General features: G+C 35.0%; 25 protein-coding genes and 2 tRNA genes. All 27 read right to left on the reverse strand.

Features of this window, described 5'->3' with window-relative positions; all coding sequences use genetic code 11:
• Positions 1-40: 40 nt before the first annotated feature.
• The 27 genes from V1503_RS09975 to spoVT all read right to left on the reverse strand — a co-directional run bounded on the left by V1503_RS09975 (position 41) and on the right by spoVT (position 25479).
• On the reverse strand, positions 41-253 hold the full coding sequence (locus V1503_RS09975) for a helix-turn-helix domain-containing protein (protein WP_214484059.1): 213 nt from the start codon (positions 251-253) through the stop codon (positions 41-43).
• Complete coding sequence (gene folK, locus V1503_RS09980) at positions 205-732, reverse strand: 2-amino-4-hydroxy-6-hydroxymethyldihydropteridine diphosphokinase (RefSeq protein WP_410626617.1); 528 nt, start codon at positions 730-732, stop codon at positions 205-207. Before folK ends, V1503_RS09975 begins: the two co-directional genes overlap by 49 nt.
• On the reverse strand, positions 733-1092 hold the full coding sequence (gene folB / locus V1503_RS09985) for a dihydroneopterin aldolase (protein WP_410629421.1): 360 nt from the start codon (positions 1090-1092) through the stop codon (positions 733-735).
• Positions 1085-1861: a dihydropteroate synthase gene (folP, locus tag V1503_RS09990; RefSeq protein ID WP_320259616.1), complete on the reverse strand. Its 777-nt coding sequence runs from the start codon at positions 1859-1861 to the stop codon at positions 1085-1087. Before folP ends, folB begins: the two co-directional genes overlap by 8 nt.
• 74 nt (positions 1862-1935) lie before the next feature.
• On the reverse strand, positions 1936-2805 hold the full coding sequence (pabC, locus tag V1503_RS09995) for an aminodeoxychorismate lyase (RefSeq protein WP_410626619.1): 870 nt from the start codon (positions 2803-2805) through the stop codon (positions 1936-1938).
• A 7-nt stretch (positions 2806-2812) separates the two neighbouring features.
• A complete protein-coding gene (pabA, locus tag V1503_RS10000; protein ID WP_410626621.1) occupies positions 2813-3391 on the reverse strand; it encodes an aminodeoxychorismate/anthranilate synthase component II in 579 nt (192 codons plus the stop codon).
• Positions 3392-3469: 78 nt separating this feature from the next.
• The gene (gene trpE, locus V1503_RS10005) at positions 3470-4885 is read right to left on the reverse strand and encodes an anthranilate synthase component I (protein WP_410626623.1); all 1416 of its coding nucleotides are present in this window, start codon (positions 4883-4885) and stop codon (positions 3470-3472) included.
• 350 nt (positions 4886-5235) lie between these two features.
• Positions 5236-6159 (reverse strand): cysteine synthase A, encoded by a 924-nt coding sequence (gene cysK, locus V1503_RS10010; protein ID WP_214484064.1) that lies wholly within the window; start codon positions 6157-6159, stop codon positions 5236-5238.
• A gap of 104 nt (positions 6160-6263) precedes the next feature.
• Entirely contained in the window at positions 6264-7190 is a 927-nt protein-coding gene (locus V1503_RS10015; protein ID WP_410626625.1) for a peptidyl-prolyl cis-trans isomerase, read from the reverse strand.
• A gap of 414 nt (positions 7191-7604) precedes the next feature.
• Positions 7605-8483: an Hsp33 family molecular chaperone HslO gene (gene hslO / locus V1503_RS10020; RefSeq protein ID WP_410626627.1), complete on the reverse strand. Its 879-nt coding sequence runs from the start codon at positions 8481-8483 to the stop codon at positions 7605-7607.
• 69 nt (positions 8484-8552) lie between these two features.
• The gene (locus tag V1503_RS10025) at positions 8553-9332 is read right to left on the reverse strand and encodes a type III pantothenate kinase (protein ID WP_214484111.1); all 780 of its coding nucleotides are present in this window, start codon (positions 9330-9332) and stop codon (positions 8553-8555) included.
• Between the two features lie 408 nt (positions 9333-9740).
• Positions 9741-11672, reverse strand: a complete 1932-nt coding sequence (gene ftsH, locus V1503_RS10030) for an ATP-dependent zinc metalloprotease FtsH (RefSeq protein WP_410626630.1) — start codon at positions 11670-11672, stop codon at positions 9741-9743.
• A 105-nt stretch (positions 11673-11777) separates the two neighbouring features.
• Positions 11778-12320, reverse strand: coding sequence for a hypoxanthine phosphoribosyltransferase (hpt, locus tag V1503_RS10035; RefSeq protein ID WP_214484068.1), 543 nt, complete (start codon positions 12318-12320; stop codon positions 11778-11780).
• Positions 12321-12341: 21 nt separating this feature from the next.
• Complete coding sequence (gene tilS / locus V1503_RS10040) at positions 12342-13727, reverse strand: tRNA lysidine(34) synthetase TilS (protein WP_410626633.1); 1386 nt, start codon at positions 13725-13727, stop codon at positions 12342-12344.
• A 102-nt stretch (positions 13728-13829) separates the two neighbouring features.
• Positions 13830-14810 carry a serine/threonine protein kinase PrkT gene (gene prkT, locus V1503_RS10045; RefSeq protein ID WP_410626635.1) on the reverse strand — a complete coding sequence of 327 codons (981 nt, stop codon included), beginning with the start codon at positions 14808-14810 and terminating at the stop codon, positions 13830-13832.
• On the reverse strand, positions 14779-15516 hold the full coding sequence (locus V1503_RS10050) for a vWA domain-containing protein (RefSeq protein WP_214484070.1): 738 nt from the start codon (positions 15514-15516) through the stop codon (positions 14779-14781). The genes prkT and V1503_RS10050 overlap by 32 nt, the downstream gene beginning before the upstream one ends.
• 68 nt (positions 15517-15584) lie before the next feature.
• Positions 15585-18059 (reverse strand): stage II sporulation protein E, encoded by a 2475-nt coding sequence (gene spoIIE, locus V1503_RS10055; RefSeq protein ID WP_410626638.1) that lies wholly within the window; start codon positions 18057-18059, stop codon positions 15585-15587.
• A 379-nt stretch (positions 18060-18438) separates the two neighbouring features.
• Positions 18439-18510: transfer RNA gene (locus V1503_RS10060), tRNA-Glu, on the reverse strand.
• 30 nt (positions 18511-18540) lie between these two features.
• Positions 18541-18614 (reverse strand) — tRNA-Met (locus tag V1503_RS10065).
• 563 nt (positions 18615-19177) lie between these two features.
• Positions 19178-19582, reverse strand: a complete 405-nt coding sequence (locus tag V1503_RS10070; RefSeq protein ID WP_214484072.1) for a S1 domain-containing RNA-binding protein — start codon at positions 19580-19582, stop codon at positions 19178-19180.
• 90 nt (positions 19583-19672) lie between these two features.
• On the reverse strand, positions 19673-20044 hold the full coding sequence (locus V1503_RS10075) for an FtsB family cell division protein (RefSeq protein ID WP_214484073.1): 372 nt from the start codon (positions 20042-20044) through the stop codon (positions 19673-19675).
• A gap of 2 nt (positions 20045-20046) precedes the next feature.
• Positions 20047-20697, reverse strand: a complete 651-nt coding sequence (gene yabQ / locus V1503_RS10080; protein WP_320259600.1) for a spore cortex biosynthesis protein YabQ — start codon at positions 20695-20697, stop codon at positions 20047-20049.
• Positions 20694-20999, reverse strand: a complete 306-nt coding sequence (gene yabP, locus V1503_RS10085) for a sporulation protein YabP (protein ID WP_214484075.1) — start codon at positions 20997-20999, stop codon at positions 20694-20696. The genes yabQ and yabP overlap by 4 nt, the downstream gene beginning before the upstream one ends.
• 151 nt (positions 21000-21150) lie before the next feature.
• Positions 21151-21417, reverse strand: coding sequence for an RNA-binding S4 domain-containing protein (locus V1503_RS10090; RefSeq protein WP_214484113.1), 267 nt, complete (start codon positions 21415-21417; stop codon positions 21151-21153).
• 127 nt (positions 21418-21544) lie between these two features.
• Positions 21545-23011, reverse strand: coding sequence for a bifunctional methyltransferase/pyrophosphohydrolase YabN (yabN, locus tag V1503_RS10095; RefSeq protein ID WP_410629422.1), 1467 nt, complete (start codon positions 23009-23011; stop codon positions 21545-21547).
• Complete coding sequence (locus tag V1503_RS10100) at positions 23011-24630, reverse strand: putative polysaccharide biosynthesis protein (RefSeq protein WP_410626642.1); 1620 nt, start codon at positions 24628-24630, stop codon at positions 23011-23013. The genes yabN and V1503_RS10100 overlap by 1 nt, the downstream gene beginning before the upstream one ends.
• A gap of 312 nt (positions 24631-24942) precedes the next feature.
• Positions 24943-25479: a stage V sporulation protein T gene (gene spoVT, locus V1503_RS10105; RefSeq protein ID WP_410626645.1), complete on the reverse strand. Its 537-nt coding sequence runs from the start codon at positions 25477-25479 to the stop codon at positions 24943-24945.
• Between the last annotated feature and the right edge of the window lie 118 nt (positions 25480-25597).

Below are 25597 nucleotides of genomic sequence, written 5' to 3' on the forward strand. Positions count from 1 at the left end.
TGTCCCTCCTTGTTATATACTTCTAATCTATATAATTGACTTATAGGTCACTAAAAGGCGATAACTCACCTATACTTACCTCAAGTTTATCCGAAATATCTTTCACTAACTCTTCGCTAGGTAATCGATTCCCTCTCTCTACCTCTCCTAACAAAGTTATTGAAACCCCAAGATCTTTTGCAAAACTTTGTTGGGTATAGCCCTTTAGCTTTCGAAAAGCTCGAATACGTCTTCCCCAATTCTCCGTTTCCATACATGTACCCCTTCTCTATCAATTAATTTGTTGATATTAACCGACGATGAATCAACACCTTTTCCAAGGACAACATGTTGATCGATCTCTAACAATGGTACCATGACGAATGCTCTTTCAAGCATTCGTGGATGTGGAACAATAAGTTGCTCTGTTTCAATATTTTCTTGATTATATAACAAAATGTCAAGGTCAATTGTTCGAGGACCCCATCTAATTTCCCTTTTTCTTCCTAATTGTTCTTCTGTATGTTGACAAATCGTTAATAAATCAAGTGCTGAAAGGTCTGTATTAACTTTAATTACCATATTCAAAAATTGATCTTGATCCGTGTAACCAACAGGGTTTGTCTCATAAATTGATGAAGCTTTCGTTATAGTAATTTGAGGATGCAATTGTAAACTTTTAATAGCCTTAAACATATATAATTGTCTATCACCTTGATTAGAACCTAGTGCAATATAAGCTTCTCGTGTCATTTAGCGACTCCTTGTTATGAATACTGCTACATCTTTATAATAACCCGGAATTGGCGGGCCAGGCTTTGTTATTTTCACAGTACATTCTTCTATTTGGACGAATGTTGCTAATAAATCTGCAGTAATTCTTTCGCCCACTGCTTCTATTAATTTATATGGTTTTCCCTCCACAATCCGTTGGCAAATTTCATATACTTCACCATAGTTAACTGTATTTTGTAGCTGATCTGTTTTACCGGCACTTGATAAGTCCAGTTGAAGCTCAACATCTACCAAAAACCGCTGTCCTAATTTTGTTTCTTCAGTAAATACCCCATGATATCCATAAAACATCATTTCATTGACAACTATTTTATCGATTGTTCTTCACACCTTTCCCTATCAAAGCATCCATCATCATGGCCATTCTAGAAATTTGCATAACATCATGAACTCTTACGATGTGGCATCCTTTTTCTATACCAAGACAAACAGTTGCACCTGTACCTTCTACACGTTCAGCTGGTGGCAAATCCAAAATTTGTCCAATGAAAGACTTTCGAGATGTCCCTAATAACACAGGGTATCCAAGCTTGTTTAACTCATCTAAATGTCGTATGATTTCAAGATTCTGTTCAAAAGATTTTGCAAAACCAACACCAGGATCTAAAATAATGTTATCATCTTTCACTCCGGCAGACTTAACGATAGACACACTCTCTTTCAAATCATTAAGCACATCAACAATAAAGTTTTGGTAATTACGGTTAGTCCGATTATGCATTAATACAATTGGAACTTGATAATGTGCAGCTACCTCGGCCATTTTTGGATCAGCCTTAGCACCCCAAACATCATTAATTATATGAGCACCAGCCTCAATTGCCTGCTTAGCTACTTCAGCCTTATACGTATCTATAGATACCGCCACATTCACATTTGCAGCAACTTCTTTTACAACTGGAATAACTCTTGATAATTCTTCATCTAACAACACTTTATTTGCCCCAGGGCGTGTAGATTCTCCACCTATATCAATAATATCAGCACCTTCAGAAGTCATTCTCTCAGCATGCTTTACAGCTAATTCGATCGAATTATATTTGCCCCCATCTGAAAATGAATCGGGTGTAGCATTGACTATACCCATAATAGAGGTCTTCTTTGTAAAATCTAGATGATAAGGTCCACATGATAACTGTAAAGGTTGACCTTTCACTCGTTTCACTCCTTCCAAAAACTGTGTAGGTCAACCCTACTCCATAACGATTTTTTCGTTTCATTGTACTGCTTCTTCAAAGTATTAAAAACCATGCCCTTATTTCCCTGAAAATATCTATGTTCTATTTTATATATCGGTATCAATTCTTGAATCGAATTTGTTACAAACACCTCATCAGCCATTAGCATTTCATCCGGTTTAAATAACCCTTCATCAATATGCAAACCATTATGTTTTGCAAGAGTCATTACAAATTGTCTTGTAACTCCGTTCAAAATCCCTGTTTCCAGAGAAGGTGTGTAGATTTTATCGTTCTTTACCCAAAAAACGTTCGACACAATCCCCTCTGCAATAAATCCCTTTTGAGATAGAAATATCCCTTCCTTTGTCGCATCTACTCCTACCTCTCTCTTCCCAAAAACATTGTTTAAAAAATGATGGGACTTTAAACGACTTTTTCCTTCTGGTGTATTTCTCTTTGTTTTTAGAAATACACCAGCTTTTTCAGCAACTGGTACTTGCAGTGGTTTTATATATATAATGACGGTAGGTTTTGTATAATGTTCAACCGACAAACCGATATCTCCTACTCCAGCTGAAACATTCAATCTAACGTAAGCATTTGAAAGGTTATTTTTGTTAAGTAAACGAGTAATGATTGAGAAAATCTCATCTCGATGCAGCTCTATATCTATCGCTAAACTGTTTAACCCTTCATTTAACCTTGAAAGATGGTCATCCAACAAAAAAGGGTGTCCATCATATACTGCAAGTGTCTCAAACAAACCTATTCCATACATATACCCGTGGTCAAATGGAGAGATCTTCGCATCTTCTTTTTTTATAATTTTGCCGTCTAAGTATATATACATAAACTGATTATTTTACTTCCCTATATTGCTCAATAAAATTTTTAAGTAGTCGTTTACCGAAAGCAGTCATAATAGACTCTGGATGAAATTGAACACCTTCAATAGGGAGGGTTTTATGTCTAATCGCCATAATCTCATCTTCTTCAGTCCAAGATGTAATTTCAAAACAATCAGGTAAAGTCTCTCTTTTCACAATTAAAGAATGATATCTAGTTGCAGTTAAAGGATTTTCAATATCTGTAAAAATTGTTTTTTGATTATGAAAAATTTGAGATGTTTTTCCATGCATTAATTTATCAGCTCTTACAACATCGCCACCAAATGCCTGAGCAATCGATTGATGTCCTAAACACACTCCGAAAAGCGGAATTTTCCCAGCAAAATATTGAATAGTTTCCAGGCTTATACCTGCTTCATTAGGGCTACATGGCCCAGGGGAAATCATAATAAAGTTTGGGTTTAGCTCCTCAATTTCTTTTACCGTTATTTCATCGTTACGCTTTACTACCAACTCTTCTCCTAATTCACCTAAGTATTGTACTAGGTTATACGTAAAAGAATCATAATTATCGATCATTAAAATCATTATCGTCACCTCATCAATATTTTTTTAGAGCTTTTGCATCCCTTCTAGTGAGAAGTTAGCAAGCTTCAATGTTCAAATTTACTCTAATGAGTTTACTTTCTTAGCTTCACATAATTCAATAGCCTTCCACAGTGCTTTAGCTTTTTTTAATGACTCTTTATACTCATATTTTGGATTTGAATCAATTACAATACCTGCGCCTGCTTGAATGTGAGCAATACCATCCTTTACAACCATTGTTCTAATAACTATGTTTAATTCAATATTATCTGAGAAGCCTATCCAACCAATTGACCCTGTATACATTCCTCTACGTACAGGTTCTAACTCTTCTATAATTTCCATCGTCCTCACTTTAGGTGCCCCAGTTATCGTTCCACCAGGGAAAACAGCTCTAATTAAATCATACGCATTCTTATTTTTATCTAACTTCCCTTTCACATTTGAGACGATGTGCATTACATGTGAATATTTCTCAATAACCATAAATTCATCAACTTCTACCGTTCCATATCGACAAACTCTCCCTAAGTCATTCCGCTCCAAGTCAACGAGCATAACATGTTCAGCCCGTTCCTTCTCATTTTGAATAAGCTCATTGGCAAGCTTAACATCTTCTTCATGAGTTGTTCCACGAGAACGGGTCCCTGCAATTGGACGCGTACTCACTACTTCTCCATCTTTTTTAATCAGAAGTTCTGGAGAACCGCTAACAATTTGAACATCACCCATTTCCAAATATGCCATATATGGGGATGGGTTTAACTCACGTAATTGTTCATAAATGTCAATAGGGTGCTTTGTAATTGATTTTGATTGCCGTACGGATAAATTTATCTGAAAGACATCACCTTGCGCAATATAATTCTTTACCTTCTCTACTGCTTCTTTAAATTCCTCTTCAGACATTGATACATTTTGATGTTGACTTTCTTGTGTAGGGTAAGCGAAATTTAGTTCATGACTTATCTCTACACTCCACATCCTCTCATAATGATCTAAACGTTTCTGTGTTTTTTCATCATCTCCGTTATCAATCGTCATTAGCCATAATATATTCTCATTATGATCATAAACAAAAATGTCATCAAAAATAAAAAAATAAATATCAGGGGTAAGTAAATCATCAGCAGCCACTGTAGGTAGTTTTTCAATTTGCCGAACATAATCATAGCTTATATAGCCAATAGCACCACCCTGAAAATCTGGTAAGCTAGGTACATGTTCAGTTTTATATTTCCTCATCCATTCCTTAAGAACCACAAGTGGATCTCCTTCTATTGTAGAGCGTTGACCATGTTCTATAATTTCAACCTGATTATTTTTTCCTTTAATTGTTGCAAACGGCCTAAGACCAATTATGCTATATTGCCCCCCACGGCCACTTTCAAGTAGCATGTGATACGGTTCATCTTTTGATAAGTATTTATATCTTTTAAACCACTCATCTTCTTTGATAGGTAATTTCCTAGCTACAGGTCTTCTTTGTTGCATTGTGTCACACTCCTTACTCCAAACTAAAACTGATAAGCCTATTGTACAAGAATGTCACTAAGAGTTCACCTTCCAGCATCTAAAATTTCGAATGAATGTAAAAAAAGAGTTATGAAGACCATAATAGTTAATATATCTTCCCTGTTAATCTCTATAGCTAGAACCTTCCCTCTTAATAAAGGCTCTTCTCGTTAATTTCGTCATTCAATTAAGGACAACTGTCACAGATGGTACGAACGTAAAATTATACGTTTTTATGTCTTAATATGAAACACTCCTTAATCCGAAAACAACATAAAAAAACAGCTCCGTTAGGGGCTGTTTTTATAAAAATTATTTCTTATGAAGTTCTATTCTTCAAATTGATAAAGTGGTGTACTCAAATATCTCTCACCATTACTTGGGATAATTGCTAACACTTTTTTTCCTTTGCCTAGCTGCTTCGCTACTTTTAATGCCGCACATATTGCTGCACCCGACGATATCCCACCTAGAATACCTTCCTCTTTAGCAGCACGACGTGCATATTCAAATGCTTCTTCAGTAGTAATCTTCAAAATATCGTCATACACATCCGTATTTAAAATATCTGGTACGAACCCTGCACCGATACCTTGAATTTTATGCGGTCCTGGATTACCTCCAGATAAAACAGGTGAATCTGATGGTTCAACAGCCACAATTTTTACATTTGGATATTTATCTTTTAATACTGAACCCGCTCCAGTAATTGTTCCGCCAGTTCCTATCCCTGAAACAAATGCATCTAATTGATCACCCATTTGTTCAACTATTTCTACTCCTGTAGTTAGCTTATGAACTTCAGGGTTCGCCTCATTTTTAAATTGCTGTGGCATAAAGTATCCGTGATCTTCACGTAATTCACCAGCCTTACGTATCGCTCCGCCCATCCCCTCACTACCAGGAGTTAACACGATTTCAGCACCGTAAGCTTTTAGTAAATTTCTTCTTTCTAAACTCATTGTTTCTGGCATTACTAAGATTGCTTTATAGCCTTTGGCTGCTGCAACCATCGCTAAACCAATTCCTGTATTACCACTTGTTGGTTCAACGATTGTATCACCTTGTTTTAGTAACCCTTCCTTTTCCGCTGCTTCAATCATTGCTAAAGCAATTCTATCCTTTACACTACTCCCAGGATTCATAAATTCTAACTTTAAATATACTTCAGCAGAATTGTCTTCGACAAGGCGGTTTAACTTTACAATTGGTGTTTGGCCAATTAACTCATTAACAGAATTAACAATTTTCATTTTATCACCTCTTAATTCCGAGTATTTTGATTTGTTTTGTATACAATAAATGTACTCGAAATTATAGAAATTGTCAATTATTTTCAAGTCTCATTTAAAAAGATTTATTTATTTGCATCTTTACCATAAAACCAGGATACTTCTGCCTCATCCCAAAATGGTTGTGCAGATATCGGGCCATCCATTTGTTCAAGTGCTATTTGCCTTCTTATTTGGTCCTTCATACTTTCAAAGGTGTAGTTAATTCCGTCTATTTTCTCATGTAAAAGAACGACTGCAAAACCACCTTCTACTTTTATCGGCTGACTCCATTCATGTTGTTTTAATTGTTCAGCAGTTTCAAAATACTCTTTAGGTACTAATTTACTATTAGATGAAAGGACACCTAGTTCCCCTCCAGAATTAGCGGTAAATGCATCAACAGATTTCTCCATGGCTAGCACATCAAAGCTGGACCCCTCTGTTAATTCATTATTGACTTGTTCTGCCTCTGCCCTTGTTTTTACAACGATATGTGATAGATGATACTTTGTTTCAATATGATATAATTCTTTGTTTTTTTCATAAAGGTCTCTTATTTCGTCTTCTTGAACGTTTGCATCTTTTGTTAGTAGTTGTTCGAGCAACATGCTGAAACGGATTTGTTCTCTCCATTTCTCGTCATCCCAATCATCATTAGCAAGTGAGGAATATTTTTTTATCATCTTTAACTCTCTCTCAACGGACTCCTCATCTGTTTGTATATTATATTTTTCAGCTAATAGTTCAATTACTTTTCTATCGATCATATTTTGTAAAGTTGCTTTTCCATATTCAGCTTCTAACTCATTAAGCCACTGTTGTCTATAGATATCTTCATTTCCTACAGATGCGATAACTTCTTCTGATCCTGTTTGTATAATCTTTTCATTGAAATTAACAGGCTTTGTAACATCAACTACATCTTGCTTGTCACCAATCAAAATGAAGATTGTAAAACAGTTTACAATTACAAGGCCAAAAACAAGTATCCATAACGCTTTTTTACTCAATGTTAACCCACTCCATTTTGCTAAAGGTTATTTTCGTATTCATTATGGTTTTTTTACAACAAGACAAGACATCCGTATAGCTAACTTTCGAGACATCTACCTTTTGTTTATCGTTCTATGAATTAAACACGTATACAACAAATATTCTTAACATCTTATCATCTGTAAATGATGTTAGTCCCACAATAAAATATTTTACTATGCTATAACAAAGTTACCGTGAAGCTATTATTAAAAAGAATACGACAATTGTTTATGCAGCTTTTGCAATGATTGTTGTTATTCATACTAATAAACACGGATTCATACAAGTCTTCATTGTACTGTCTTGATTCGTATTATTAACAACAACATTTCACGAAAAGAGCCATATTTAAAACCCACCAACCTTTATTTAGAAAGAGTCTTACTCAATTACATCGCTTCTTTTTTAAGAGCCTCAAGTTCTTCTTTTGAAAACAAATACTTTTGATTACAAAAATGGCATTGCGCTTCAGCTTGGCCTTCCTCCACAATGATTTCTTCTATTTCGTTAGGACCTAAACTAATAATTGCATTTGCAAACCTTTCTTTTGTACAGTTACATTTAAAAGTTACTGGTTGTTTGTCTAATATCTTCACATGTTCTTTATCTATTAGTTCATATATAATTTGCTCAGGGGATAACCCTTTTTCAATTAATTTAGATATAGGCTCTATTGTATTTAACCTTTCTTCTATTGCAGCGATCGTATCCTCATCTGTGCCAGGCATGAGTTGTATAATAAACCCACCTGCAGCAAGAATAGAATTATCAGGGTTAACTAGAACACCTACTCCAACAGATGATGGGGTTTGCTCAGATGTTACAAAATAATATGTAAAGTCTTCACCTAACTCTCCAGAAACAATCGGAACTGAACCAGTAAAATTCTCACGCAACCCTATATCTTTCACCACTGTTAAAAAACCATTTGTCCCTACGGCTCTTGCCACATCTAGCTTGCCATGTTCATTTAGATCGAAGTGTGTTTGTGGATTGGATACATACCCTCTCACTTCTCCATATGCATTGCTATCCACGATAATTGCTCCAATTGGCCCACCAGCATCTATTTTAATCGTAATTTTTTCGTCACCTTTTAACATCGCACTCATCATTACGCCCGCAGTCATTGTTCTTCCTAATGCGGCTGAGGCTGTCGGCCATGTATATTGACGACGCTGGGCTTCTCCGACAGTTTCTGTTGTCTTTACTGAATATATTCTGACTTGCCCATCATAAGCTAAGGCTTTTACTAGATAATCTGACATGGTTGTTAATACCCCTTTCACATGATGCAACTATATAATAATTGATTCAATAAGTATGATAAAAAATCATTAGTTTTTATAAGAATCTTGATTCTTTTGATAAATCAGTTGTAAACCTTTTAACGTTAAGAACGGATCGACAATATCTATAACAGTTGACTCATCAGCAATTAATGATGCAAGTCCACCTGTAGCGATAACCGTTGGTAAAACATTTGCTTGAGCTTTTATTTTCTTTACAATTCCTTCTACTTGACCAACATACCCGTACAATATTCCAGATTGCATTGCAGATACCGTGTTCTTCCCAATAACATGATCTGTATGCGCAATTTCTATTCTAGGTAACTTAGCTGCTTTGGAATATAGCGCCTCCGTTGAAATTGCAATTCCAGGAGCTATAGCCCCACCCATATATTGTTTCTGCTCATTAATGTAACAATAAGTTGTTGCAGTACCAAAATCGACAATGATAAGTGGACTACCATATAAATGCATTCCCGCTACTGCATTTACGATTCGATCTGCCCCTACTTCTCTTGGGTTATCTATTTTTATATTTAAACCTGTTTTTATTCCTGGGCCAACGATTAGCGGATTTATATTAAAATACTTGTGACACATTCTTTCCAATGCAAACATAATTGGTGGAACGACAGAAGAAATAATGATGCCGTCAATGTTTGAAAAATCTAAATCTACGTGCTTAAATAACGCTTTGATAATCATGCCATATTCATCTTCAGTTTTATTTCTACTCGTTTCAATCCGCCAATGATACTTAAGCTCATTTTGTTCATAAACACCTAAAACGGTATTAGTATTCCCGACATCTAAGACAAAAATCATTTCATCACCACTTTTATCAAAATAACTGTTATTTCAAACTATCACTACATAAAAATAACAACATATTCCTCATCATACCACAAATGGTTACAAAAGCGCATGGTGTCAGCTTATGCTAGTATACGTATCGGATTTGGCCAACAACAGAAGAGCCAAAGCATATTCAAAAAGGCTGTTTTCGCAATGATTGTTGCTTTTCATTCTAAGATATAACACGGATACAACTATAGTTTCGTGGCATTTTTCCTTCTATAATATGAAGATGATTATACAAGACTTCTTTTTACTGTCGTAATTTTGTATAAATGCAACAAATTATACGAAAAGAGCCTTCAAAAAAGATGCCTCGAAAAACCGAGACATCTTCTTAACCCTTCATCTTTACTATTTATCGATCACAAAGCTAAATTAATCTTGTTGATCTTGATCATCAGATGGAGTTTCTTCTTTTTTAGAGCTAATGTTTACTTTCACGTCATCAGAACTGCTCTCTTCAATACGATCAGGTAATCTTCCATTGTCTATTAAATACTTGATTTGTTCAGCATCAAGTGTTTCAACATCAAGTAAGGTTTTTGCTACTAGTTCGAGCTTATCACGGTTTTCTGTCAAAATGTCTTTAGCTTTCTCATAACATTCTTTAATAAACCTTTGTATCTCCATATCAATGTCATGTGCAATAGCATCACTATAGTTTTGCTCGTTATGAAGATCGCGACCTAAGAACACTTGACCTCCTTGAGCCTGACCAAATTGTAATGGTCCAAGCTTATCACTCATACCATATTCTGTTACCATTTTTCTTGCAATACCAGTTGCTCGTTGGAAGTCGTTATGAGCACCCGTACTCACTTCACCGAAAATGATTTCCTCAGCAACACGTCCACCTAATAAGCCAGTAATTTTATCTAGCAACTCAGGCTTAGTCATAAAGTAGCGATCTTCTTTTGGTAGCATTACTGCATAACCACCGGCTTGACCTCTAGGAACAATCGTCACTTTATGTACGACATCTGCTTCATCCAGTACAACACCGATAATTGTATGTCCAGCTTCATGGTAAGCAACAATTTTCCGTTCCTTTTCAGAGATGACACGGCTCTTTTTAGCCGGTCCAGCAATTACACGGTCTGTAGCCTCATCCATATCGAGCATATCAATTTTCTTTTTATCGCGTCTTGCCGCTACTAAAGCAGCTTCATTTAATAAGTTCTCTAAATCAGCACCTGAAAAACCAGGAGTACGCATAGCGATTGCTTTTAAATCAATAGAATCTGCTAGCGGTTTATTGCGTGCGTGTACTTTTAACACTGCTTCTCTTCCATTAACATCTGGTCGATCGACAGTAATCTGACGGTCAAAGCGACCTGGGCGAAGTAATGCAGGATCCAAAATATCTGGGCGGTTTGTTGCTGCTATAATAATAATTCCTTCATTCGCACCAAAGCCATCCATCTCAACTAGCAATTGGTTTAATGTTTGTTCACGCTCGTCATGACCTCCACCAAGGCCTGCACCACGTTGACGTCCTACGGCATCGATCTCATCAATGAAAATGATACACGGAGCATTTTTCTTCGCATTTTCAAATAAGTCACGAACACGAGATGCACCGACACCAACAAACATTTCCACGAAATCTGAACCACTTATGGAGAAGAAAGGTACGCCAGCTTCTCCGGCAACAGCCCTAGCCAATAATGTTTTACCTGTACCCGGAGGGCCGACTAGTAAAACACCTTTTGGGATGCGAGCGCCTAGTTCTGCAAATTTTCTAGGGTCCTTCAAAAACTCAACAACTTCAACTAACTCTTGTTTCTCTTCATCAGCACCAGCCACATCTTTGAATTTTGCTTTTTTCTTTTCTTCATTATAAAGTTTAGCTTTACTTTTACCAAAGTTCATCACACGGCTTCCACCGCCTTGAGCTTGGTTCAGCAAGAAGAAAAATAAAATAATGATGATCACAAATGGAATGATTGAAGTGAAAAACGTAACCCATCCACTTGTTTCTTTTGCTGGAACAAAATCGACTACACTATTTTCTGCTGCAATTGTATCAATTCGTTGTAACATTGCCTCTGAAAAAGGTGTTGGTGTGTATGTAATAAAATACTGCTCTTCACTCTCATAAGATCTTAATTGACCTTTAATCTCATATACCCCTCGTGCAGGTTGTATTGCAAGAGATTTAACATTATTGTCCTCTAAATTAGCTATGAATACATCATATGACATTTCCTCAGTTGTTTGATTAGTATTATTGAAAACACCAACTATACCAATAACAACAAGAAAAATTAATAAATAAAATATAGTATTACGAAAAATCCGATTCATTCCTTACCTCCTCCCACGGTAAAAAAACTATACTCAATAGTATCATAGAAAAACATACCAATACAATTAATTTACTGTTATTATTTTGCTTTTTAAAAATATTATTTATGATTCCGTGTATACTTCAGGTTTAAGGACCCCTATGTATGGCAAATTGCGATATTTCTCAAGGTAATCTAAGCCATAACCTACAACAAATTCATCAGGTACAATAAAGCCTACATAATCTGCTTCTACATCAGACTTGCGTCCAGAAGGTTTATCTAATAGCGTAACAATTTTAATTGATTTTGCCTTGCGATAACGAAATAATTCCACTAGATAGCTTAAAGTTAAGCCACTATCGATAATGTCTTCGATAATTAAGATATCTCGTCCTTCTACAGATGTGTCTAAATCCTTTAATATTTTTACCTCTCCAGATGATACTCTTGATGTACCATAGCTAGAAACATCCATAAAGTCCATTTCAAGGTATGTGTCAACTCTTTTTAATAAGTCAGCCATAAAAGGCATTGCACCTTTTAACACGCCGATAGCTAGTGGGAATTTCTCTTGATAATCTTTTGTTAGAACTTCACCTAATTCATTTACTTTTTCTTGAATTTCTTTTTCTGTAACTAATACTTTTTGAATATCATGATTCATGACTACTTTCCTCCTAGAAGATCAGTGCTTCTTAAACTGTAATAAAATATATTGTTTATTTCCATTAAATTCAGTCTCAAAAGAAGACTTTTTTAAGCCGGGTAACCAAATGATTCTTCCATATCTGTCCTCAACAACAGGCCACTCATCCCTTTCATATAAAGGAATTTTTTGATCAATAAAAATATCTTTAATCTTTTTTGTCCCGTCAGTTCCTTTTAATGTCATCTTATCGCCAGGTTTCCTCGTACGAATAACTAGCGGTAACTCGACACTGTTTATGTCAATGACAATTGAATGGTTCCCATTTAATCCATTCGGTAATTGCTCAATGATTTCACTAAGTATTAGGTCACCATTAGGCAATTCAATTTGACTAGGAACCTCATGAACGTAATTATATGCTTTTATTGCTCTTTCATCATATGTAAAGATAAAATCATCATAGGATTTAACAACTTTTAAACCCATTGGATAATGTAATGTTCCTGATGGATGATCATTATTCAGGGCTGTTAGAAAGTCGTTAATATGTATTGAGGAAAGAGAAGGTGGAACCTCCTGATAAAGATATTTTAATATTAGTTGAATCCCTCTCCTTTGTAAAGGAATAGGTAACTTAAGATAAGACTCTCTACTAATAATAATAGTATTGTCTTTCTTCTTCACTACTTTATTCAATTCATTTTCTGTTAATTCCTTTAAATAATTTTGATCCTCTATCATCATCTCACTAAATTGTTGAACTCTTTCATGTACTCGTTCATTTTCTCGTTTTAAATAAGGTAGTACATGATGTCGAATCCGATTACGGGTGTAATCATCCTTATCGTTACTTGGATCTCGACGGGGCTCTAACCCAATGCTTTGACAATAATGTTCAATTTCTTCCCTACTTAAGCTTAATAGGGGGCGAATAATATGACCAATACTAAATCGCCTCTTTATTGGAATACCTGCATAGCCTATCCCTGTACTTCCCCTTACTAGCTTCATTAAAACAGTCTCAACTTGATCATCTCCATGATGACCAAGAGCTAAATATTGAGCTTCATATTTTTTCATCATTGATGAAAAAAAACGATACCTGCATTCTCTCGCAGCTACTTGGGTACTTATTTTCTTTTTTTGTTTATAGTCACTCACATTTATTTGTTTTGCTTCACAAATAATTCCTAGTGAGCTACAATGTTGTTCAACAAAACGCATCTCATTCTCGGACTGCTTACCACGAAACATATGATCAACATGAGCTACAACTAACCTTAAACCGAGGTTCCTTTTCATTCCAATAAGCAAGTGAAGAAGCGCCAAGGAATCAGGTCCTCCTGATACACCTACAATGATCGTTGAATTTTCTGTAATTAACTCATGACGTTTAATAAAATCATTTAGCTTATTTATCATCCGCAATTCAACCCTCTACTACTCTTCGTTCTACAGAATCTTGTCCCCTTATCGTACATGATTATATAAGTTTCTGCAAAAAAGATGTCTAGCAACTCATATTCATAATAACTGACTATATATGTATAGCCAATAGACAACAATTATTACTAGAAATAATAATGTAAATTCTAAAAAGCTCTTTTTCTTACTCCTTTTTCCGCCTTTCCTTCTATTATTTATTGAGCTACTCTTAGTTGATTGATTGGTCGTGGTTTGCTTATTGGAAACATATTGCTGATTCATTACAAATAATAGGTCCTTCCTCATATTAGACGCACTACTATATTTCCCTTCTATTGCATTTTCTAAAACAGTTGAATACTTCCTTAATAATACATTTGATGTTATAGCATTCTTAAGTTGATCCCCTCCATTCCTACTTCTAGAAAATCTATTCGGATAGGCTATATTTATAATGATCATCGCTACTGCAAACAAATCATACGATGGTTCAGCTTTTCTAGAACCCTTTCCCCAATAACCACGGTCAAAAAACTCAGTAAATTCTTTTATGGATCTCCCTATTAGTGTCGTCCCCCCCACATCTAGTAACCTTATTTTCGGAGGAGGAGCTGTCACTAACAGGTTATCTGGCTTTAGATCGCCAAAGACCCATCCTTCACGATGAAGTATGTCAAGTTCAGCTAACAATTGTAAACATAATATGCCAATCCATTCATTACCACGCCTCTTAATAAATTGTAATAATGCCTCTCCTTTTATATATTCCATCACATAAAAAGCTGTAGGAGACTCAAAGCCACGACGCTCCCAATCGTCAACATCTAGCAAAGAAGGTCCCAAGTATGACCTCTGGACCTTCAAAAAATGTTTAAGTACATTAACTTCTGATGATATTGACATGCTACTATCACTAATCTTAACAGCGACTAAACCGGTAGGACTTTCTGATAAATAAACTGATCCCGTAGCACCTTTACCAAGTAAACTTTTAATCTTATATTTATTTTTATGCCACTTACCGACAATGACCGTTCCAACTGGTACACTACATGCCTGTTTCTTCGAAAGGTTGTTCATCTCGAGAAATCAAGCTCCTTAACGATCGTTTCTTTTTAAAATAAGTCAATGCCTCTCTAATGGCAGGCCCTGTAGGTGTCATTCCTCCTGATGTTAACTTAGGAAATATTTTAGTTAATGAATCTAAATGTGGATTCCAATCCAGGACTTTCTCGACATCTTTCTTTTTGCCTGGAAATGATAACACTGAAAAGCGATTCGAGCCAATACGTGCATTTAAACTAATCGATAAATCCAACAATGCTTCTTTCACGGTTGGTAATTTATGCTTCATACTAGCGCTCGTATCTACAAGAATAAGAACTTCTAACTCAGCAGTTTCTCCTAGTTCATCCACCACCTCCATCACTTCTCCACGTTTTTCAGGTGATAAGTCTTCCATTGAAGTTCCGGAACCAAGTATGTGCTGTAATTCTTTGTTTACCACTCCTTGTAATGTTTGTGTCATTGCCTTTCTAGTTACCATTTGTACAGTATGTGACAATTGCCTAGTATAGACGACCTCGCTAACCCCACCTCCTGCCATTGAAATGCCTTCTATCTCCGCAAGTCCACGATTATCTATTTTATCCTCTTCCATTACGCCAATAACGTTAACTGTCACCCCCTGCTCTTTAGCAAGTGTTGCCATAGCCACAGGATCTTCTCCATGATTTGAGCACCCATCAGTAATAAGTAATATTTGTTTTAAAGTACCTTTATCCACCTTTTATTCCCTCCTCAAATGGTTATTACCATCTTCGACTGAATAAAAAGTTTTTATACTTCGTACCTTTACTGCGCTTTCTTTTCATACATATGAGCAGGTATTGCAGCCCATTTAGGAGTGTTATGATCAACCTTTGCTACTACGATCGTCATATCATCGTCAATGTTTCCTGAACGAGTACGGATCACTTCCTCCATAATTAAATCTGCGACATGTTGAGGATCTTTCGTTTGTAAATCTTTTATTTTTCGCTTCATCCAAATATCGTAATTTTCTACATGCTTTGGACCTTCAAAAATTCCGTCACTCATCATTATTAATAAATCTCCTGCTTTCAATTGCTCGCTAACAACATCTACCTCAAAGTCTTGAATAATTCCCATAGGTAAGTTACTAGCACAAATACTAATAACTTTCTCTCCTCTTTTAATAAAGCTAGGTGATGACCCAATTTTTAAAAACTTTGCACTCGCATCTTGTAAATCAATCATGGCTAGGTCAAGGGTAGAAAATATCTCATCCGTTGTTCTTAAAGAAAGAACAGAGTTTACAGATTTAATCGCTACTTTTTCTTCTATCCCCGACTTTAGAATTTTTTGTAACAACTCCAGAGTCTCATTACTTTCAGAATGGGCTCTCTGGCCATTTCCCATTCCATCACTAATTGCAATTGCAAATTTCCCTGCTCCTAATTCAATCGTTGAGTAACTATCACCGGATATTAACCCTCCACCTTTCGCTGCATGAGCAACACCTGTATCAACTTTGTATGTCTTTGCTGATCCAAATGTTGCCTGGCAATAGCCATTAGGATAAGCTGCACATTCCTCCTTTGTAACAATGATCGTCTCCTTTAAAATATCAGAAAGCATAGGTGCAATTAACTTTTCGCTCTCCCCTCGCCCATTACAAAATGGAATGCTCATTTCTATGTCGATATTCCCTTGTTCTAAACAATAAATTTCGACATGACCTATCTCAACCCCGAAACCTTGCACAGCATCTAGTATTTGCTCCTCCTGCACATGATGGTTATCTCTTTCACGTTTAATCTCGTTAGCAAAGTCCCCCATCACTTGGGATACGCCTAACAACTGTTCAGCAACCAGCTTCCTACTTTCTCTAATTTGTTCTTTTAACTTCTGATTGGCGTAATATAATGTCAACTCATCCTTAATTACATTTATAACCTTATCTGGTTTTATACAATGCTTATTCCACTCACGTTGTAAATGATAATTCTCTTCCAATGTGGATTGCTCATATTCATGCATAATATTCTTCAAATAATCATATGTTTTATTAAGATTGTTCGTCCAACATTGATCTTTTTTATAGCACAATTGGCATGTCCTCAAAGTGACATTACTTAAAACATAATCAACTTCAACTTCCTCATCCATATGATTAGCTGATTGATTGTAATTTTCGAAACTACTAGATAAAGCTTGAAAAACTGATGAAAATTGGGATACACGACTTGCAGTGACATCTCTTACTTTTTGTAAATACTGTTGTTGCTCAGACATATTTTCGATTGTTCCTGGTATATATTTTGCGATTTGCGAAATGAGTGATTGAGGAGTTAATAGAAATATAAAAATGGCTAATAAAGATTCAATAACACTTATTTGAAGCTGATTAGCATCATTATACATTCCTAATAAAAGAGTACCAATGAGAAGTCCAACTGATACGCCTATTTTCCGGCCATCTTTTAGTAAACCTCCAAGTAATCCAGAAAATGCAAGCAAGCTCATCTGAAACAGACTTCCGATGTTTGCAAGGCTTAATATTAACCCGGTAACCACACCAACTGTCGTTCCAATCGTGGCACCTGCAGCACATGCAAGTAGAAGAACAAAATACCTTGAAGCAATATATTCAATTGATAAGTCATATATAGACCAACCAATCAAACCTGTCATGATAGAAGCCAATAATATAATTAAGGAAATAATTTCTTCCGTTTTTAAAGTTTGTTTTCGTTTTCGAAAAGCAACTAACGTAACACTTTGTAGAAATATTAACGTTAGTATAAAACCTAGACCTGACTCAACACCAACCAACATCAAATTATACAGATCAATTTCGTTGTTTATAAAATACAAGATTGAGAGCTTGGACATACATAAGGATAAGAACACGAGGAATGGAACTACTTTTAGTGTATCTTTACTAAACCTTCTCGTTATGTTATTTAAAAATAGAAATAATACTATTGATGCAAGAATGAATATGGAAGTTTGAAAAGATAAACTAATTCCACCTACAAGCAATGCCAGCAGGGCTAACCAGATTCTATTTTTTTGAACGACATATACGGCAGCAAAAAAAGGTAATGCGAATGGTGTAACTTCAGCTAATATTAATGCTCGTCCAAGTAAAAAGCCTATAAAAACAATAAGAACCCCTCTGTTTATTATTATTTTTAATAGTTTTTGCTTGTTCTTTTGAATCCAGCTGTCAAACGATAGCCTTGTACTTTTGAAATTCACGTTCGTAATAGGTTCAATGACATTCCGTTCAGTCTTTTCCATACTTATTCACTCCCCAACTTTTTTATAGTTGGTTGTTATTATACTTCTAAGCCAGAATATTTTTTGTCAAAACAACATGCAGATATAAAAAAGTGTTCGACTCAATTCTTAATAACATACAATAAGCATACATAATCTGAAGAATTTAAGCCTATTTTTTAAAAACCAGCAACAATAATATCGAATATTCAGATAATTTATCCCATCATTATCTTTTCAACGTTAAATTGGATTTGTTTTTTTATTGAACACAATTCAACTAGAGCTGTTCACATCCTGGCTCTTTAAAACAATGCCAATCACATAAACTTCATGCGACAAAGTTGACGCAAATAAGCTAATAAAAAAAGCCAGTTCATCAAAGAACTGACTTTTACGATGACCCGTACGGGATTCGAACCCGTGTTACCGCCGTGAAAGGGCGGTGTCTTAACCACTTGACCAACGGGCCAAAAAAAATGATAATATGACATTTTATAAATAGCGGCGGAGGGGATCGAACCCCCGACCTCACGGGTATGAACCGTACGCTCTAGCCAGCTGAGCTACACCGCCATAATACGACAAAGAATATGATACTAAGGAATAACAATTTAGTCAATACCTTAATTACATTAAAAACTCATTTCATATCATTTATTAAGAAATTACGAATGACGTCAACTAAAAGTTAGAGAGCCAAATATAATAACAATAGCAACAAAGTTTACTAAGAAATCTTAAGCTGTTTTCACATTTGTTGTTGCTTTTCGTTTTGTATAAATTTATTTGTTGTTGTCCTAAATTGTTCTCAATAGCAACAAAGTTTACGAAGAGAGCCTAACAAAAAAGCACCCGTGGGTGCTTGATGTACATGTTACCTGCCAGGCTATCTGTAAGAGGCTGCTCAAAAAGTAAGAAGAAATGACTGTCTAAACTTGAATAAGATACCACTTGCGATTGTTAGGGGGTTTCCCACTATTTTGCGGGACACATACGTATCGTATGTTTCTACGTTAACAATTCGAAACATAGTATCTTTATTAGTTATCAGTAAAATAGCTCTTCTAAAAATGCAAGGTATACTGCCTCATTCTTTATCCTTTTTGAATACGCACTATAAAATGATCAGCAGCAAGTTATCCTCTTCGTGCTCCTCGTCCACCTCGTTTTGACTCTGTGTTCCGTTTTAAAGATGATAATCGGTCTTCACTTTCTTTTAGGAAACGGGCCATCTTCTGCTCAAAATTCTCTTTTGGACGGAAATCCCTTGGAGGGCGATTACTGCCTTTACGAGGAGGTCGCGGTGACTCCTTTGCTTTTTTAATTGATAAGCCAATTTTACCATCTTTCTCAACATTTATTACCTTCACTTCAACTTCGTCGCCAACCTTTAGATGTTCATTAATATCTTTCACATAATTGTCAGCAACTTCGCTTATGTGTACTAAACCTGTTGAGCCTTCTGGCAGCTCCACGAACGCACCAAAATTTGTAATACCTGTTACTTTTCCTTGTAACTTGCTGCCTACTTCAATCGACATAAAAAAAGTGTTCCTCCTTAAAAAATAAAAAAATCATTTTTTTTTATTATACATAATTTAAAAATTGAGTGTCAACAAGACTAACCAACTTCACTCAGATGTATTAAATAAAACTTCGCCTTCTTGTGATAGAAAAAAATCTCTCCGAGCAATTTTTCCTATATACTCATCATCGTTAAGCTTAACAATTTCACCTTCTAAATACAATTGCTCTTTTTTCAAATCAGCTAACTCATATTCCAGTTTTTGTTTTTCAACGTTCTTTTCTTCAATTATTTTCGATTGAGAGATGAGTGTAGAACTAATAAAAAAGGCGGCAACTACAGCTAGACATGACAAAGCCGCTAACCGTCTCATTAAACCGCGACGCTTATTAGTTAATACCTGTTGATTATTCTCATGCTGACTAGAGTATGACGTTTGCAGCTCTATAACTTTCTTCTGCTTTCGTAACGCACTCATCTCTAAAACTTCCTCCTTAAAAAACTTAGGATTGATTTCCACCATTTTATTATGATATGTTGTACATTCTTTATTTTTTTAAAATATCCTGCAAGTTTTTTTAAAAAAACTACACAAAACTTTCTCCAAGAGCTAGGGAGTAGTTGAAACACAAACTTTACTAGCTTTTTCACTGGGATAAACAATACTTGTACAAAATAAATAAGTACTTTTACCAAAAAACGAATAGTCGTATAGCATACGTTTAAAAGCCCTATAACCAGTATAGCAATAAAATGATACAATATTTGAATTGGCTTTATGATAATATAGTGAACGAGCTTTTTTACAATTTGATATGTCGAAATTACTAATTTAATTACAAATTCCAGCAATCTTAAAAATAACGATTGAAATAGACTACGATAGGCAGCATAACCACATAAAATAGCAATAAAGATATAAAACCTAAGTTCACCTTCATTAACGAGTAACAAAACATAAAATATAATAAAGCCTTGCATACACCAAAACATAATATCATTTATAAAAACTAACCATGTTGCTCGGTACGACCGCTGTAAGAAGCGTCCATAAGTATCGAGAGCTGCTCCTAAAAAGCTCCCAATACCAATCATAGACATCATTGTATAAAATTGAGTCGTTAAACTCATTTGAACAACTTGCTAAAAAAACCTTTAGCCTTCTCCCCATATTGTTCATCTAAATATACAATATCGAATATTTTCCCTTTAATCGAGACAATCCCTTTATCAACATCTAGGTTTTTCATTTGTAGATTTTGGCCACGAACAGCTAAAAATCCCATCACAGTTTCTAATAAAAATTCTTCATTATCGAAGCTTTCAACCTGTTTGACACCTGTTATGTCAAGAATTCTTCGTCCTCTCATTACTAAGTCGTGCTCTTTAATCGTTCCTTTTTGATTTGAGCTACCTTCATAATATTGATCCATGATCATCCCTCGCTTTTATGCTGAAGACATGCTTCATAGCAAACATTTATATCAATGTATGTTAGGGACAATCATTTTAGAACAAGCCTATAAAACTTACGCAACCAGTTGCTCAATGTATGTTCATTAAGTTGGTCAACGGTAAATTTTTTCAGCTTTGCTCCTCTTTTCTCTCTTCCTTTACAATCGAGTATAAGTCATTAGCTTCTTCTTTACGACTTGTCTCAACAAGTTTTTCTACCTTTACCGTTACAACTTTCTGACCAAATTGAATGGTTAGTTCATCCCCCACTTTAAGAGTTGAACTTGCTTTTGCTTGGATACCATTTATCGAAATTCTTCCTTTGTCAGCAACCTCTTTTGCTAGTGTTCTCCTTTTAATTAAGCGAGAAACTTTAAGAAATTTATCTAGTCTCATATTTTTCACTTCTTTCATATATCATAGATTTCGTATATGTTTTTTTAAGTCGATAGCTTATAACATAAATACTCGTTTTCAAAACCACATGAAGGGTAAGCGTATTTACCTAGTCCTAGTGTTCTCATTATAATCCTTTTTTCTTTGCAGATGTCCAAATTTCATCTAATTGTTCTAAAGATAAGGATTCAATCTCTTTCCCCTCATCTCTCACAGTGTTTTCAATAAAACGGAACCGCTTAAAAAATTTATTATTTGCACTTGTTATCGCTTCTTCCGGATCAATTTTATAATAACGAGATATATTTACAAGGGCAAAAAGAATATCACCAAACTCAGTAAGCATATTCTTTTGGTTGTGATTGGATGCCTCAACTTGAAACTCTTCTATTTCTTCCCTCACTTTATCCCACATCGGACTAACATCATCCCAATCGAACCCTACCTGAGCTGCTTTTTTTTGGTATTTATAAGCTCTTAATATGCCCGGTAAGCTCTTTGGGACCTCCTCAAGTAATGATGCAGGGTGTTTCATTCCCTTTTTTTCATCTTGCTTAATTTGTTCCCAATTATAGACTACTTCATCACTATCAACTACTCTTTCCCCTGCAAAAACATGTGGATGACGTCGAATCATTTTTTCTGTTATACTTCTAACCACATCATCAATGTTAAATAATCCGTCATCATCTCCAATTTGAGCATGTAACATAACTTGTAGAAGTACATCTCCGAGCTCTTCAATTGTATTCCAAACATCATCATTGTCAATCGCATCTACAAGCTCATATGCTTCTTCAAGAATATATTTCTTTAATGATTGATGCGTTTGCTTTTTATCCCATGGACAACCATCTGGCCCACGAAGAATTGCGATAACAGAACGTAATGAAGAAAATGTATGATAAAGCAATTTCTCATCATTTACAGGAGGTACATATAAACTTGTTAAATTACTTATGGTAGACTGACGATCCAATTCATATAATGGTACTTTTCTTACTTCCTCAGCCTCGCTACCAATAGCTGTAAGGATCATTACTTCATAATCATCAGGCAAATCCTCCATAAGTGTTAGCTTCACCTCAGATGCAATAAATTGATCATACATTTGGCATATAATAATATGTTGATTATATTGAATTTGTTGCCTTTGTAGTGACGTTGCATCTAGAAACTGAAACCCTTCAATCGGATCAATTTGCAATGATGTGAATGTTGAATCAAGAAAACTTTGCCCTCCAGCAATATTAATTTCAATACCATACTTACTACACTTGTCCACTAATAGTTGAACTGTTCTCTCAGCCACAAATGGATGACCAGGTACAGCATATAATATCTCTTTATGCAGCGCTTCTGAAATTAAGACATTTACTATCTCTTCGTATACTTCTTCAAATTGATCGTAATTTTCATATACATTATCAAAAGAATTAAAATGTAGTCCTTCTTTCATAAGATCCTGTACGACTGGGTGCTCATTTGTTCGTATATAAATATGATCAGCCTTTTGTAACAATCGATAAACTCCTAGAGGTAATTGCTCTAAATCGCCAGCTCCTAAACCTATTACAGTTATTTTCTTCATTATTAATCACCTAACTTCTTATTTGCTCTATTAAAATAGGCTAGCTTATTTCCATAAGGAATGATTGACAGCTCACTTTGGGTAAAAACTTGTCTTTTAATAATGACGAAGAGAAATAATATGATACCGATCATTACAGCAGTAATTGCTTGCAAAGCCGAAAAAAGCCGATTATTAATAAATACCAACAATAGATTTGTAAAATGAATATATACATATAAACCTATGCCCATTACTATGGCTGCTTCTAGTATCTTGACAACATCCTTGATTCTGCATATAGACCCTCGCAATTTCCTATACAATAAATAATACTGAAATAACACAGTTATCAATAGTGAAATGATAGTTGCAAATGCAGCCCCTTTTGTTCCTAAAATAGGAACAAGTAGAACATTTAACAGCCCTTTTAAAATTAACGCTACGACAACACTAATTGCAGGAATTATGTAATTGTTCATACCTTGAAAAATAGATGAAGTTGTTAAGATAAGTGAACTAAAGAGTATAGTAAAACCTTGTATCCTTAACACATCTGTCCCTTGATTATTTTGAAAAAGCATAATATTTGTCGGTTCAATAATAAAAGCTAACCCAACTGATGCGCCTACACCAGCAACAATGCTAATTCTGATTGATAAATTAACCTTCTCTTTAATAGATTGTAAATTATGACGAATATATGCACTAGAAATGATTGGAATTAAAGATAGCGAGATTGATGTTGATACAACAGTTCCTAATTGAATAAGTGGCCATCCACGATCATAGACTCCTTTTGCACCTTTAGCGATAACGTCACTCATATCACTTGAGATTAATAATGAGTATAACGTAAATGAGTCCACTAATTGAAAGAGGATAAGGATCATCCCACTAATACAAATAAGTCCCCCTTGCGTAAATAACACCCTTATTATTTCTTTATTTTCCTTTTTATTAAATATTAACGGGCGCTCTGTATGTAATAGATTATTTTGCTTATAATATATTAACAAAATTACAATTGCTGTTAATCCACCTGTGATCGATCCGAAAAGTGCTCCAGCACCGGTAGCATACATGCCATACCCATGTGATACGAGGAGAATAGAAAATATTAGAATAGTTATGACTCTAACAAATTGTTCAACCATTTGTGAAACAGCGGTTGGAACCATATTCTTCTGTCCTTGAAAATAACCTCTTAATACTGAGATAAATGGCATTAATAAAAATGAAAAAGCAATAACTTTAATCAATATAGTTAATTCCGGGTCACCCATAATAATCGCTATCTTATTAGCAAAAAAATATAACACACTACAAAAAACGATTCCTGCAACAAGTAAGGATAAAAAGGAGACCACAACAACTTTTTTAACTCTTTTATAATCTTGCTGTTCAAATGAAATTATTAGTAGCTTAGAAATTATAACTGGATACCCATAGGTTGATAACGTTAAAAACACTCCATAAAATGGGTATATTTGCTGATATATATAAAACCCGATATCTCCAACAATATTTTGGAAAGGTATCCGATATCCCGCACTAAGTAGCTTAGTAACGATACCTGCAATAGATAATATAACTGTTCCTTGCAAAAAAATTTTTTTTTGCAAATCGGAATGGATGTTCACCAACTCACCCCTTCAAGAAAAAAATTGAAGAAAGTCATGCTTTACTTTCACTGCTTCAATGATATTGAGAGCAATGAGAGCATATCACATGAAGGTACTTTAATTAAAACGAGAAGCAATCTCGAGAGGATAGGGGCTTGAAGCGTAAAAATTCATCATCTAAATAGCCTCTTTTCTTACTCTTTGTTGTTATATTGCAAAACTATAACAGTAAAGAAGAAGAAAAGATTTATAAACGCGGTTATTTGTTAGTGCTTAACACAACAGCCAATAAATAAGAAAAGGCCGCATGTTTGCCGCCTTTTGTTTGTTTTATTGTTCCATTTGTCTTGCTAAAAAACCTGCTGCTGTATCAACAGCTTTTTGCTCAACTTCCCCAATCACTGTATCTTTTGAAAAAATTATAACTGCTCCAATTGGATCTCCATTTGCAATGATTGGACCTATAGCATAAGATGACAATTGTTCTTCTTGGTCACTTATCAAGGATATTTCTTTTTCTTCGGTATTAAGTACAGTATTACGATCCTCCATAGATTTCTCAATCATCCTGCTAATACTTTTATTAATATAGTCCTTTTTGGAGCCTCCCGCTACTGCTATAAACACATCTCGATCACATATTAATACATTATGTCCTAAACTGTCAAATAAAGCCTCTGCATACTCTTTAGCGAAGTTACCTAATTCGCTTATAGGAGAATATTTTTTTAAAATCACTTCTCCATCGCGGTCAACAAAAATTTCTAGCGGGTCACCTTCTCTAATTCGTAATGTCCTCCGTATTTCTTTAGGGATTACCACTCGGCCTAAATCATCAATTCGACGAACAATTCCAGTTGCTTTCATCTAAAGATGCCTCACTTTCATCTGATGATTAAATGATGGTGATTAAAGTGTTGTCCATGTATAAATCACCATTGTTGACATTAGTATCCTCTTCAAACAAAGAACTATACATAAAGAC

Source organism: Nanhaiella sioensis, from assembly GCF_046557775.1.
Lineage (GTDB): Bacteria > Bacillota > Bacilli > Bacillales > SM2101 > Nanhaiella > Nanhaiella sioensis.

Excerpts from the sequence above, each read along its gene's own strand:
- yabQ (WP_320259600.1), bottom strand. The coding sequence starts at position 20,697 with ATGAGTTTAACGACTCAATTTTATACAATGATGTCTATGATTGGTATT.
- cysK (WP_214484064.1), bottom strand. The coding sequence starts at position 6,159 with ATGAAAATTGTTAATTCTGTTAATGAGTTAATTGGCCAAACACCAATT.
- hslO (WP_410626627.1), bottom strand. The coding sequence starts at position 8,483 with ATGTCAGATTATCTAGTAAAAGCCTTAGCTTATGATGGGCAAGTCAGA.
- trpE (WP_410626623.1), bottom strand. The coding sequence starts at position 4,885 with ATGCAACAAAGAAGACCTGTAGCTAGGAAATTACCTATCAAAGAAGAT.
- V1503_RS10090 (WP_214484113.1), bottom strand. The coding sequence starts at position 21,417 with ATGAGACTAGATAAATTTCTTAAAGTTTCTCGCTTAATTAAAAGGAGA.
- V1503_RS10025 (WP_214484111.1), bottom strand. The coding sequence starts at position 9,332 with ATGATTTTTGTCTTAGATGTCGGGAATACTAATACCGTTTTAGGTGTT.
- hpt (WP_214484068.1), bottom strand. The coding sequence starts at position 12,320 with ATGAATCATGATATTCAAAAAGTATTAGTTACAGAAAAAGAAATTCAA.
- ftsH (WP_410626630.1), bottom strand. The coding sequence starts at position 11,672 with ATGAATCGGATTTTTCGTAATACTATATTTTATTTATTAATTTTTCTT.
- V1503_RS09975 (WP_214484059.1), bottom strand. The coding sequence starts at position 253 with ATGGAAACGGAGAATTGGGGAAGACGTATTCGAGCTTTTCGAAAGCTA.
- folP (WP_320259616.1), bottom strand. The coding sequence starts at position 1,861 with ATGGGTATAGTCAATGCTACACCCGATTCATTTTCAGATGGGGGCAAA.
- spoIIE (WP_410626638.1), bottom strand. The coding sequence starts at position 18,059 with ATGGAAAAGACTGAACGGAATGTCATTGAACCTATTACGAACGTGAAT.
- pabA (WP_410626621.1), bottom strand. The coding sequence starts at position 3,391 with ATGATTTTAATGATCGATAATTATGATTCTTTTACGTATAACCTAGTA.
- folK (WP_410626617.1), bottom strand. The coding sequence starts at position 732 with ATGACACGAGAAGCTTATATTGCACTAGGTTCTAATCAAGGTGATAGA.
- yabP (WP_214484075.1), bottom strand. The coding sequence starts at position 20,999 with ATGGATCAATATTATGAAGGTAGCTCAAATCAAAAAGGAACGATTAAA.
- V1503_RS10075 (WP_214484073.1), bottom strand. The coding sequence starts at position 20,044 with ATGAGTGCGTTACGAAAGCAGAAGAAAGTTATAGAGCTGCAAACGTCA.
- V1503_RS10070 (WP_214484072.1), bottom strand. The coding sequence starts at position 19,582 with ATGTCGATTGAAGTAGGCAGCAAGTTACAAGGAAAAGTAACAGGTATT.
- tilS (WP_410626633.1), bottom strand. The coding sequence starts at position 13,727 with ATGATAAATAAGCTAAATGATTTTATTAAACGTCATGAGTTAATTACA.
- spoVT (WP_410626645.1), bottom strand. The coding sequence starts at position 25,479 with ATGAAAGCAACTGGAATTGTTCGTCGAATTGATGATTTAGGCCGAGTG.
- pabC (WP_410626619.1), bottom strand. The coding sequence starts at position 2,805 with ATGTATATATACTTAGACGGCAAAATTATAAAAAAAGAAGATGCGAAG.
- prkT (WP_410626635.1), bottom strand. The coding sequence starts at position 14,810 with ATGAACAACCTTTCGAAGAAACAGGCATGTAGTGTACCAGTTGGAACG.